10 protein-coding genes are annotated in these 12,186 nt (G+C 52.7%); 5 read left to right on the forward strand and 5 right to left on the reverse strand.

Features of this window, described 5'->3' with window-relative positions; translation table 11 throughout:
* Positions 1 to 174: 174 nt before the first annotated feature.
* From pnp to ACTG3Z_RS12025, 4 genes are all read left to right on the forward strand, one after another.
* Positions 175 to 2,316, forward strand: coding sequence for a polyribonucleotide nucleotidyltransferase (gene pnp / locus ACTG3Z_RS12010; RefSeq protein WP_375265947.1), 2,142 nt, complete (start codon positions 175 to 177; stop codon positions 2,314 to 2,316).
* Positions 2,317 to 2,443: 127 nt separating this feature from the next.
* On the forward strand, positions 2,444 to 3,124 hold the full coding sequence (gene aqpZ, locus ACTG3Z_RS12015; RefSeq protein WP_439143309.1) for an aquaporin Z: 681 nt from the start codon (positions 2,444 to 2,446) through the stop codon (positions 3,122 to 3,124).
* A gap of 249 nt (positions 3,125 to 3,373) precedes the next feature.
* A complete protein-coding gene (locus ACTG3Z_RS12020; protein ID WP_439143310.1) occupies positions 3,374 to 4,030 on the forward strand; it encodes a hypothetical protein in 657 nt (218 codons plus the stop codon).
* Positions 4,031 to 4,414: 384 nt separating this feature from the next.
* The gene (locus tag ACTG3Z_RS12025; RefSeq protein WP_439143311.1) at positions 4,415 to 5,845 is read left to right on the forward strand and encodes an aldehyde dehydrogenase family protein; all 1,431 of its coding nucleotides are present in this window, start codon (positions 4,415 to 4,417) and stop codon (positions 5,843 to 5,845) included.
* A 62-nt stretch (positions 5,846 to 5,907) separates the two neighbouring features.
* Here ACTG3Z_RS12025 and ACTG3Z_RS12030 read toward each other — a convergent pair whose 3' ends face one another.
* The 3 genes from ACTG3Z_RS12030 to ACTG3Z_RS12040 form a co-directional block, all read right to left on the reverse strand.
* Positions 5,908 to 7,146 carry an RNA polymerase sigma factor gene (locus ACTG3Z_RS12030; RefSeq protein WP_439143312.1) on the reverse strand — a complete coding sequence of 413 codons (1,239 nt, stop codon included), beginning with the start codon at positions 7,144 to 7,146 and terminating at the stop codon, positions 5,908 to 5,910.
* A gap of 15 nt (positions 7,147 to 7,161) precedes the next feature.
* Positions 7,162 to 7,515 carry a YciI family protein gene (locus ACTG3Z_RS12035; RefSeq protein WP_439143313.1) on the reverse strand — a complete coding sequence of 118 codons (354 nt, stop codon included), beginning with the start codon at positions 7,513 to 7,515 and terminating at the stop codon, positions 7,162 to 7,164.
* Positions 7,516 to 7,609: 94 nt separating this feature from the next.
* Positions 7,610 to 8,260, reverse strand: coding sequence for an RluA family pseudouridine synthase (locus ACTG3Z_RS12040; RefSeq protein ID WP_439143314.1), 651 nt, complete (start codon positions 8,258 to 8,260; stop codon positions 7,610 to 7,612).
* A gap of 75 nt (positions 8,261 to 8,335) precedes the next feature.
* Here ACTG3Z_RS12040 and ACTG3Z_RS12045 point away from each other — a divergent pair, with 75 nt between their 5' ends.
* A complete protein-coding gene (locus ACTG3Z_RS12045; RefSeq protein WP_439143315.1) occupies positions 8,336 to 8,746 on the forward strand; it encodes a nuclear transport factor 2 family protein in 411 nt (136 codons plus the stop codon).
* Here ACTG3Z_RS12045 and rarD read toward each other — a convergent pair.
* Positions 8,743 to 9,636, reverse strand: a complete 894-nt coding sequence (gene rarD, locus ACTG3Z_RS12050; RefSeq protein WP_439143316.1) for an EamA family transporter RarD — start codon at positions 9,634 to 9,636, stop codon at positions 8,743 to 8,745. The genes ACTG3Z_RS12045 and rarD overlap by 4 nt on opposite strands.
* A gap of 95 nt (positions 9,637 to 9,731) precedes the next feature.
* Complete coding sequence (locus ACTG3Z_RS12055; RefSeq protein ID WP_439143317.1) at positions 9,732 to 12,173, reverse strand: GcvT family protein; 2,442 nt, start codon at positions 12,171 to 12,173, stop codon at positions 9,732 to 9,734.
* Positions 12,174 to 12,186 lie beyond the last annotated feature (13 nt).

Consider the following 12,186-nt stretch of genomic DNA (forward strand, 5'->3'; position numbering starts at 1 on the left):
TCTCTACACCCACAAGCCCTTCCCAAAGAGACGAATTTCCTATATGCGCGCGCTATCTGAGACGTGACGCTTTGGCCTAGGCGCACACATGATGAAATGGGCCGGTGGCAATGGGGCCACTAATTGAACGGAAGACCCGGAACGCCGGGAGTGCTTCCAACTAGGAAACGATACATGTTTAACGTAACGACGAAAACGATGGAGTGGGGCGACGAAACGCTGACACTCGAAACGGGCAAGGTTGCTCGTCAGGCAGATGGCTGTGTCATCGCCACACTTGGTGAAACATCCGTTATGGCGGCTGTTACTTTTGCGAAAAAGCAAAAGCCGGGTCAGGATTTCTTCCCTTTGACCGTCCACTACCAAGAGAAATATTACGCTGCGGGTAAAGTGCCCGGCGGTTTCTTCAAGCGCGAAGCGCGCCCGACTGAAAAAGAAACACTGACAGCACGTTTGATCGACCGCCCGATCCGCCCGCTGTTCGTCCCTGGCTTCAAAAACGAAGTTTTGGTGATGTGTACTGTTCTGTCCCACGATCTCGACAACGACCCTGACATCGTTGCAATGATCGCGGCTTCCGCAGCTCTGACGATTTCTGGCGCACCTTTCATGGGTCCAATCGCCTGTGCACGCGTTGGTTTCGTTGACGGCGAATACACGCTGAACCCAACAGTTGACGACATGCAGGACCTGCGCTTGAACCCAGAGCAGCGTCTTGACCTTGTTGTTGCCGGCACAAAAGACGCCGTCATGATGGTTGAGTCCGAAGCATATGAGCTTTCCGAAGCTGAGATGCTTGGTGCTGTAAACTTTGCGCACCAGTCCTTCCAGCCTGTGATCGATCTGATCGTTGATCTGGCAGAGGATTGCGCGAAAGAGCCGTTTGACTTCGCACCTGCGGATTACTCTGACTTGTCCGCTGCTGTTGCCGCTGCTGGTGAGACAGAAATGCGCGCAGCATTTGCGATTACTGACAAGCAAGAGCGCACTGCAGCAGTCGCTGCCGCGCGTGCGAACATCCAAGCCGCTCTGAGCGAAGAGCAGCTGGCCGATGCGAACCTTGGTTCCGCAATGAAGGGTCTGGAAGCAGGCATTCTGCGTGGTGACGTTGTTAAGACGGGCAAGCGTATCGATGGTCGTGACACGACAACGATCCGCCCGATCGTTTCTGAGACAGGCATTCTCCCACGTACGCACGGTTCAGCCCTGTTCACACGTGGCGAAACGCAGGGTCTTGTTGTCACGACACTCGGTACCGGAGACGATGAGCAGTTCATCGACGCACTGCACGGCAACTTCAAATCCAACTTCCTGCTGCATTACAACTTCCCTCCCTATTCTGTAGGTGAAGCGGGTCGTGTGGGCCCTCCCGGTCGTCGTGAAATCGGTCACGGTAAACTGGCGTGGCGCGCACTTCAGGCGGTTCTGCCAGCGGCGACTGATTTCCCATACACAGTTCGCGTTGTATCTGAGATCACTGAATCCAACGGCTCCTCCTCTATGGCGTCTGTTTGTGGTGGCTCCTTGTCGATGATGGATGCGGGTGTTCCGCTGAAGTCTGCGGTTGCTGGTGTTGCGATGGGTCTCATCATGGAAGAAGACGGCTCCTACGCGATCCTGTCCGACATCCTTGGCGACGAAGACCACCTCGGCGACATGGACTTCAAGGTTGCGGGTACTGAGAACGGTATCACGTCCCTTCAGATGGACATCAAGATCGCAGGCATCACGCCTGACATCATGGAAAAAGCTCTGGAGCAGGCCAAAGACGGCCGTATGCACATCCTTGGTGAAATGGGCAAAGCCATTGATGGCGCACAGGAATTCTCTGTACACGCACCTCGCATCGAAACAATGCAGGTTCCAACAGACAAGATCCGTGAAGTCATCGGGTCTGGCGGTAAAGTGATCCGCGAGATTGTTGAAGTTTCTGGCGCGAAAGTGGACATCAATGACGAGGGCATCATCAAGATTGCATCTCCAAATGGTGAGTCCATCAAGAAAGCCTACGACATGATTTATTCCATCGTGGCCGAGCCCGAAGAGGGCATGGTTTACGACGGTAAAGTTGTGAAAATCGTTGATTTTGGTGCCTTCGTGAACTTCTTCGGCAAACGCGATGGTCTTGTGCACGTGTCTCAGATTGAGAACCGTCGCTTGAATCACCCATCCGACGTTCTCAAAGAAGGTCAGGACGTGAAGGTCAAGCTTTTGGGCTTTGATGATCGCGGCAAAGTGCGCCTGTCCATGAAGGTTGTGGATCAGGAAACTGGCGAAGAAGTGAAGCCAGAAGCAAAAGAGAAATCTGACGACTAAGGTCTGTCACATTCGAATTAGAAAAGCCCCGGTGGAAACACTGGGGCTTTTTTATTGCGCTTATTCCCCGTTCAAGCCCGTAGTTTTGCACCTAACGTTCCCTCACAATAAAATAAAAGGCCACGACATGAGAAAACCTCTCGCAGAATTCATCGGTACATTCACACTCGTTCTATTCGGTTGCGGCGCTGCTGTTATCGCAGGCGGCGACATTGGCCTCACTGGCATTAGCTTCGCATTCGGCCTCGCGTTGATTGGTATGGCATATGGCATCGGCTCCGTTTCGGGCTGCCACATTAACCCAGCAGTCACACTTGGCGTTGTAACATCCGGCCGCATGTGCGTTGGTGAAGCTATTCCCTACATGATCGCACAGGTCGCAGGCGGTATCGCTGGCGCGCTTGTTTTGATGATCATTGGATCGGGTAAAGCAGATTACACAGTTGCCGCAAACGGTCTTGGCCAGAACGGCTGGGGCGCTGGCTACTTGGGCGAATATACAATGGCTGCGGCGTTCGTCTTTGAGGTTATCGCAACCTTCTTGTTCCTCGTCGTCATCCTTGGCGCCACAGGCGCTGGTGCACCCTCTGCAATGGCGGGTCTCGCGATTGGTCTCGCGCTTGTGGTGATCCACTTGGTCGGTATCAACGTCACAGGCGTTTCTGTGAACCCAGCACGCTCCATCGGGCCAGCACTGTTCGTTGGCGGCACAGCGATTGCACAGCTTTGGTTGTTCATCGTTGCACCAATCATCGGCGCAATCGCCGCTGGCGTCTTGTTCCGCTCAGGCTTGCTCGACGCAGAATAAAAAAGCGGGGGCAAAAGCGTTGCTTTTTCCCCGTTTTTAATTTTTCAGCACAAGGCAAAGAGGAGCTATTGTCGGTGCCTTCACTCACGGATTGCGCCACGCAACCCCCGCCACGCTGAGATTGTGGTGGGGGCTTTCCACCTAGAGTTGTTGCATCCCTGCGCCAAAGAGAAAAGAAAAATTCAAACTATTGACCCACAAAAAATTCTCAAAGAAAAACGAAGGAGAATTAATGAGTAGGGAATAGACATGAAATTACTTTTAATTGCCACGTCAGCGTTCGCATTGTTTGCAAACAGCGCTCTCGCACAGAACAGCAACTTACGCTTTGGCCTCGGAATTTCGACACTTGGTGCTAATTTAGAAGGCGCATATCGGATCAACCAAAATTGGGCGGTACGCGGTGTATTGTCTGGTGGCATCAGCACCAAAAATCTTGGCGGCGGCGGCACTCAAACGATTGATGGCGTTACATACAACACCAGCGGTCAGCTTGGTGGCTTTGCACTGTTGGGCGACTATTACACAGGCAGCTCAGGATTCCGCGTTTCAGGTGGTGCATTCATCTCGAACACGAGCTTCAGCGGTTCAACAACTGCTGGCCCAAACAACCAAATTACAATTGGTACAGCTACATTTAATGGCGGCGAAACAGCTAATGCGTCTGTCGCGTTCAAGCGCAAGGTGTCGCCAATGGCGACTCTCGGGTATGATTGGGACATTGGACGCCGCTTTACGCTAAGCGGTGAAATTGGAGCTATTGCGATGGGTGGTTTGAATGTCAGCCTCACTGCACCAGCCGCGCCTGCTAATGATGTTGCGGCTGAAGTCCAAAACATTAATGATGAACTGTCACAGTTCGGCGTTTATCCATATATCGCAATCACAGCATCCTACCTCTTCTAAGATATCGATAGAATAATCAAAAAAGAGCTCAGCGTTTTGCTGGGCTCTTTCCACTTTTAAGTCTTGTTCTATTTGGGCCGTTGCGCGTTACGTTAATACGGCAATACAGTTTCGGACGCCCCAAACCCAGTTCTGCGGACGGACGTAGCATCTTTTGGGCGCGAAAACAGGATCATGCGTTGATCTGTCTGCGCCATAAAAGACAGAACCACTTCAATCATACACAGGCCTCCCCTTATTTTCTTCCAACTCATTTCTCGCTCAAGAGGAGTGTGACTGAACGTACTTACATCCCCTCTCTTGCACCAAGCTGACGAGAGTGACAGAGTGCCGCTGATTTGCGTGGCAACGCCGCGCATGCATGAATTTCAAAGGAGCCTTCTGATGCTTGAACACCGTCAATTTTATATCAACGGCGCATGGGTCGACCCTGTCGTTGCAAACGACTTCGACGTGGTGAACCCCTCTACAGAGGAAAATTGCGCTGTCATTTCTTTAGGTGGACAAGCGGATACAGACGCGGCTGTTGCAGCAGCAAAAGCTGCATTTGAAACGTGGTCCCAGACTTCCAAGGAAGAGCGCATTGCGCTTTTGGAAAAACTGCTTGAGATTTACAACGCACGTCAGGAAGAGATGGCGCAAGCCATGTCAATTGAGATGGGCGCGCCGATCAACTTAAGTCGTGCACAACAGACAGGTGCAGGCAGCTGGCATCTTGATGGTTTCATCAAAGCTTTCCGCGATTTCGAGTTTGATTCAGAGTACACAAAAACCGAGATGACGCTCAAAGAGCCAATCGGTGTCGTCGCTTGTATCACGCCTTGGAACTGGCCGATGAATCAGATCGTACTGAAGGCGATTCCAGCGATTGCGACAGGCTGTACCGTTGTTCTGAAGCCCTCCGAGATTGCCCCTCTTTCTGGCGTTCTGTTTGCGGAATTTATGCATGAAGCAGGTTTCCCTGCGGGCGTGTTTAATTTGGTCAACGGTGACGGTGTCGGCGTTGGTTCGCAACTTTCAGTGCACCCAGACGTAGATATGGTTAGCTTCACAGGATCTTCCCGTGCAGGCATTCTGATTTCTAAAGCAGCTGCAGATAGCCTTAAACGCGTTAGCTTAGAGCTAGGTGGTAAAGGCGCAAACATCATCTTCGCAGACGCGGGTGAAAAGGCGATGAAATACGGCGCGGATCGTTGCTTCCGCAACTCAGGCCAGTCTTGTAACGCGCCAACCCGCATGTTGGTTGAGCGTTCCGTATATGACCGCGCCGTTGAGGTCGTCACAGAGGCCGCGAACAACACCCACGTTGGTCCCGCATCTGAAGAGGGCAAGCACATCGGGCCAGTCGTATCCAAAGCGCAATTCGACAAGATCCAAGGTCTGATCGAAGTCGGCATGGGCGAAGCGGATCTGGTTGCAGGCGGGCTTGGTCGTCCAGACGGTTTGAACCGTGGTTATTACGTTAAGCCAACTGTGTTCAAAGACGTCACTAACGACATGCGCATCGCGCAGGAAGAAATCTTTGGCCCCGTGCTTGCGATGATTCCTTTCGATACAGAAGAAGAGGCAATCGCAATCGCCAATGACACGCCTTACGGTTTAACTAACTACGTGCAAACACCTGACGATGAAAAACGTCGCCGTGTGGCACGGCGTTTGCGCTCTGGCATGGTCGAAACCAACGCACAGGGCTTTGCGCAGGGCTCCCCATTCGGGGGCTACAAGCAGTCAGGCAATGGACGTGAGGGCGGCATCTACGGCCTCGAAGAGTTCCTGGAAATCAAGGCGGTCTCTGGCTGGAATGGCAAAAGCTAAGTCATTTTAGACCTCTCAAATTCAAAAATGCGCCGGACCTGTTCTGGCGCATTTTTCTTTGGCTAATGCAAATATCCTAACTTTTTACGAATGAACTCCGCTTGGCCTGCATTTTGCGTGTGCTCAAGCGCCAAACCAAGCGCCTCTTTCGCCGCTGGCATACGCTTTAGCCTGCCAAAAACTTCTGCGCGCGCAAGATGAAATGGCGCATAGCTCTCTAAGTCATCTAATAAATTCAAGGCGCTCAAAGCTTGCTCAACATCGCCAGCCATAGACGTCGCAACCGCTTGGTTCAGACGCACAACTGACGTGTTCTCGAATTGCAAAAGCGCCGAGTAAAGGTCCACAATCTGCGCCCAATCCGTCCTTTCCCAAGCGTCGCTATGAGCATGAACCCCGCTGATCGCCGCTTGGATTTGATAGGGACCTGTTCGCCTTAGCGGCAAGCACGCTTGCAAGATTGCTGTACCTTCCTCGATCTTACCACGGTCCCACATCTCGCGGTTTTGATGCTCCAGAGTGACCACCTCACCCAAAGGACCAACGCGCGCAGAGCGACGTGAATCGTGCAAAAGCATCAGTGCCAAAAGCCCCTGAACTTCGCATTCATCAGGCATCAAAGCCGCCGTGATCCGCGCCAAACGGATCGCTTCGTCGGATAGATCAACCCTTGTGAGAGCATCACCAGAACTCGCAGAATAGCCCTCATTAAAGATCAGATAGAGCGTGCGCAGAACCGAGTCCAAACGCGCAGGCAAATCTTCTGGATCTGGCACTTTGTAGGCAATCCCAGCGCCTTTGATCTTCACCTTCGCGCGCGTGATCCGACGCTGCGTCGCCTCGCCCGTATCAAGGAAAGCGGCGGCGATTTGATCGGTGCTTAGCCCACCAAGTGAACGAAGCGTTAACGCGACGCGCGACTTTTCTGCCAAAGCGGGGTGACAGCAGATGAAGATCATTTGCAAACGCTCGTCAGGAATCACGGCACTCTCCTCCGCGTCATCGATGACGTTTTCCAGCTCGTACAGATAGGTCAACTCGGGAAGTTTCGCCGCGAAACCTCGGTCACGTCGGATGCGATCAATTGCTTTGCGCCGCGCCGTTTTCAGCAGCCAACCGGCAGGTGAATTCGGCAAGCCAGAGCGTTCCCAATGCTCAAAAGCACTGATAAGCGCGTCTTGCAAGCAATCTTCCGCCATTTGAAAGTCGCCCAGCGTCTTGACCAAACTGGCCAAAATGCGCCCCCACTCTTCCCGAACAACGCGCTCGATCTCGTCCTTAGACGTCAGTGAAGGGCTCATTTCGCAGCGAAACCCTTAATTGTCCCAGACAACAACAGGGCGCACTTCGATCCGACCGAACTTTGCCGTCGGAATCATTGCCGCAGTCTTGATCGCATCATCCAGATCAGCGCATTCGAGCAGATAGTACCCGCCCAGCACTTCTTTCGTTTCCATGTAGGGACCGTCCATCGTTTCAGTCTTTTCGCCACGCACTGACACTGTCGTCGCCGTTTCCGTCCCTTGCAAAGCATCGCCAGAGACGAATTTAGCGGTGTCCTGCACATGTTTGGTGAACGCACCGTACCCCTGCATCATTTCGCCAAACTCAGGCGTTCCGTGAGCAGGCTCGTTTGCGGGATCAGAATAGATGAGGCACATAAATTGCATGGTATTTCCTTTGTGTTGCAGCAGACGCAAAACACGTCTGTACATACTAGACGAACGAAGCTTAACGAAACCGACAGTTTTCGCGAAATTATTTTTAAAAAGGTGCTTTGGCGCGGAATTTATGCGTCGCACCGCCGTCAGGATGCTTCACGCGCAGCTCTTCTGAGTGCAGCATCAGCCGCGCATGATCCGTCAAAGCAGCGCCAGAGGCATAAAACGGATCGCCCAAGATCGGATGCCCCAACGCTAACATATGCACGCGAAGCTGATGCGAACGCCCTGTCCTTGGCGTCAAGCGCACGCGAGTCTCATTCTCGCCGTAACGCATCACGCGGTAATCCGTATGCGCGTTCTTGCCTGTCTCATGACAGACCTTTTGCAAAGGACGCTTGGGCCAATCGACAATAAGCGGCAATTCAACCGCGCCTGTTTTTGGCTCCAACAACCCTGAAACACGCGCCACATAGGTCTTCTGGGTCATGCGTTTCTCAAATTGCAGCCCCAAGTGACGCTGCGCATGACGGGTCAGCGCAAAGACCATGACGCCCGATGTATCGCGATCCAACCGATGCACGAGCAGAGCCTGCGGAAACACCATTTGGATACGCGCAATCAAGCAATCCGCCAATTCCTCCCCCTTCCCCGGCACCGACAACAAACCCGCAGGTTTGTTCACGATCAAAAGTTCATGATCGTCGTGAATGATATCCAAGGGATCATTCGGGGGATTGTATGCGGAACTCATGCGCCCTCGTCTCAGATGCGCGTCGTCTTTTCAAGCCGACATCTTGCGCCTAGGCTATCCGCAAAGGAGTTCGCCATGCACCCCACAATCATCACCATGCAAGAGGTCGTCGCAAAAGGTGACCAGACAAAGATCGCACCACTGCTCGCGCAACAGGTGAAGTTCCTTCCACCGACGTATTTCGCAACATGGACAGGACGCGCTGCTGTCGCGGCTGTCTTGGGGCACGTTGGGCAGGTTTTCAGCGATTTTGAATATCGCCGCGTCATGGGCGCTGGCAAGGACTGGGCGCTGGAGTTTCAATGCAAGATTGGTGATCTTAATGCGGTTGGTGTTGACTTGATTACACTGGATGACGACGGGCTTATTGAGACATTTGAAGTTGTCATGCGCCCTCACAAAAGCATCGGCGCTCTGCGCGACGCTATGAACGCGCGCGTGATGAAAGACCCAGCATTCTTGAAACACAAAAGCGCACTAAGCTAAGTTTTGCGCATCTGACGGATCATGGAGGTGGTGTAGACAATAAGCGCGAGCCAAATCAGCGGAAAGGCAATCGCACGTGCGCGTCCGAAGGGTTCATCAAAAACAAAAACAGCGATCAAAAAGATGATCGTTGGCGCAATATATTGCAAAATTCCAATGGTTGAGAGCCGTAAGAGTTTAGCGCCATTCGCGTAAATCATCAGCGGCACCGCCGTAATCACCCCGCATCCCAGAAGAAGCAAAGTGTCTGTGCTAAGCGTGGAATCAAAATGAGATGTGCCTTGCGCACTGAGATAAGCCACATAGACAAGCGCGAAGGGGAGCAAGATTAGAACTTCCAATAGAAACCCTTGGTTGGGGCCGATCGGCAACTGCTTCTTGCCAAGCGCATAAAAGCCCCACGTGAACATCATGCCAAGCGCAGCCCAAGGTAATCCCCCCCCGTCAATCACCAGAACTAAAACCGCCGTGGCCGCCAAGCCAATTGCGATCAGCTGCGCTTTGCTCAGTTTTTCACCAAGCAACAGGGCACCCAGCGCAATGCTAAAAAGCGGGTTCATGTAATAGCCCAGCGCTGCTTCCATCGCGTAACCCGCAGTAACAGCCCATACATAAATGCCCCAATTCAGCGACACCAAAGCAGCCGTGACACAGGCCATGCCAAGCATCTTCGGAGTTTTTAAAGCAGTGATTACATCCTCGGTTCTGCGCAAGAAAAGCAGCACAAGCACGGCAATGGGCACTGACCAAATAATGCGATGCGCGATAATCTCGACAGGTGGAATATGTGCCAACACCTTAATGTAGAGCGGTAAGAACCCCCACAAGAAATAGGCTGTAAGAGCAAAGGCAAGGCCTTGTGGGGTGTCTACGTTTTCGCGCTGTGTCATGATGAAGTGCTACTGCACTACTTGGCCAATGGAAAGAAGGGTGCGTTCAAAGAACGACACCTTACGTAAGGTGCGTGAAACCACGCACCCTCCGCTTAGACCTTCACACGCTCAGACTTCGGATCGTAGAATGGTTTTGACGATACTTCCGCGCGCACCCGTGTCCCGGCCACATCAATCTCAAACGTTGATCCCAAAACATCTGCAAGCTTTTCACCCTTGCACGGGATATAGCCCATACCCATCGCAGCGCCCTCATGATGACCATAAGCGCCCGACGTCAGATAGCTTACAATCTCACCATCTCGCAGCACTGGTTCGGCGTGATACAAAAGCGGTTCTGGATCGCTCAACTTGAACTGCAACAAGCGCATATCCAGACCGTTCTCTTGCTTGTCCTCGATTGCGTCGCGCCCGATATACTGCGCTTTGTCCTTCTTCACGGCAAAGCCGAGACCCGCTTCCATCACATGATCTTCAGAGGTGATATCATGCCCGAAATGGCGAAAGCCTTTTTCCATGCGGCAAGTGTCCATCATATGCATACCACATAATTTCAGACCCATATCCTGCCCTGCGGCATAAAGTGTCTCAAACACATGGCCCGCCATATCAGCGGATGCGTAAATCTCCCATCCAAGCTCGCCCACGTAGGTCACGCGGTGCGCACGCGCAAGGCCCATACCAATCTCGATCTCTTGCGCGGTACCAAACGGATTCACAGCATTGGTAAAGTCGTTCGGAGAAACGGCTTGCAACAACTCACGTGCTTTGGGGCCCATGATCGCCAGTACGCCTTCACCAGCGGTAACATCGGTGATGACCACGTTGAAGTCACCTTGATGACGACGCATCCATGTTTCATCCGCAAGGCGTGTCGCCGCAGGCGTGACAACGAGATAGGCTGTTTCGGACAAGCGCGTCACGGTCACATCGGACTCAATACCGCCACGGTGGTTCAAGAATTGCGTGTAAACAATCTTGCCCACAGGCACCGAATAATCACCGCCGCCAATGTAATTTAGAAATTGCTCCGCATCGCGCCCTTCAACGCGGATTTTTCCGAAAGACGACATGTCATACATGCCGACTCCTGTGCGCACGGCCATATGTTCATCGCGCACGTTGTTAAAGAAATTCTGACGCTGCCAGCTGTACTTATATTCGCGCTCTTGGCCTTCACGCGCGAACCAGTTCGCGCGCTCCCAACCCGCGATTTCGCCCATGACCGCGCCTTTCTCCAAAAGCTGCGCATGAAATGGGGTACGCCGTACACCGCGTGCCGTTTTCTTTTGAAGGTAGGGAAAGTGGTCTGCATAGAGGAGACCAAGCGTCTCTTTAGAGCGCTCAAAGAGATAGGTTTTATTGCCTTGGAACGGCTGCATACGGGAAATATCGACATCGCCGAGATCAAAAGGTTTAGCGCCCTCATCCATCCATTGCGCGAGTGCCGAACCCGCGCCACCTGCGGATTGGATACCGATGGAATTAAAACCTGCCGCGACCCAGAAATTGTCCAGCTCAGGCGCTAGGCCTAGGTGGTAAGCGTCATCCGGCGTAAAGCTTTCCGGGCCATTAAAGAACGTGTGAATTCCCGCTTCTGCCAACATTGGCATGCGTTCTACAGCGTTTTCCAAGATAGGTTCGAAATGATCAAAATCTTCGGGAAGTTGATCAAACTCAAAGTCTTTCGGGATGTCCAATGTCCAAGGCTTGGACACGGGTTCGAACGCGCCCAAAAGCATCTTGCCCGCGTCTTCTTTGTAGTATGCGCACTCATCCGGCACACGCAGCACAGGCATTTGCGTCAAGCCCGCGATCGCTTCAGTCACGATGTAAAAATGCTCACATGAATGAAGTGGTACGTTCACACCCGCCATGCGGCCGATGGAGTGACCCCACATGCCGCCACAATTTACGACGTGGTCTGCTGCGATATGTCCTGTCTCACCGTTTTTGTCTTCCCACGTTACGCCAGTAACCCGTCGACCGTCTTTTTGAATATCCGTGACAAGATAACCCTCTTTCACCAAAGCACCGTTCTGACGCGCACCTTTTGCCAAAGCATGCGCGATGTTGGCAGGGTCACCCTGCCCATCAAGCGGTAGGTAGACACCCCCTTTGACACCATCGATGTTGAGATGCTCGTACTTTGTTTTCACCTCAGCAGGTGAAATCGGCTCTGCTTCAACGCCAAAAGACCGTGCCATCGCAGCTTGGCGATTGATCTCTTCTAAACGCTCTTCTGTCAAAGCAACAGTGATTGAGCCACAGCGTTTGAAACCAGTCTCCACACCCGTTTCAGCTGCGAGATTGCCGTAGAGTTCTTGCGAGTACTTCGCCAGTTTCGTCATATTTTTGGTCGCACGCAGCTGCGCAATAAGGCCCGCTGCGTGCCACGTCGTGCCTGACGTTAGTTGTTTGCGTTCAAGGAGAACGATGTCTTTCCAACCCAGTTTGGCCAAGTGATAGGCAACAGAGCACCCAATGACACCACCGCCAATAATGACGACACGCGCTTTTTCAGGAAGAGACATCGGCAAGGCTCCT

Source organism: Planktotalea sp., from assembly GCF_965659345.1.
Taxonomy (GTDB): domain Bacteria; phylum Pseudomonadota; class Alphaproteobacteria; order Rhodobacterales; family Rhodobacteraceae; genus Planktotalea.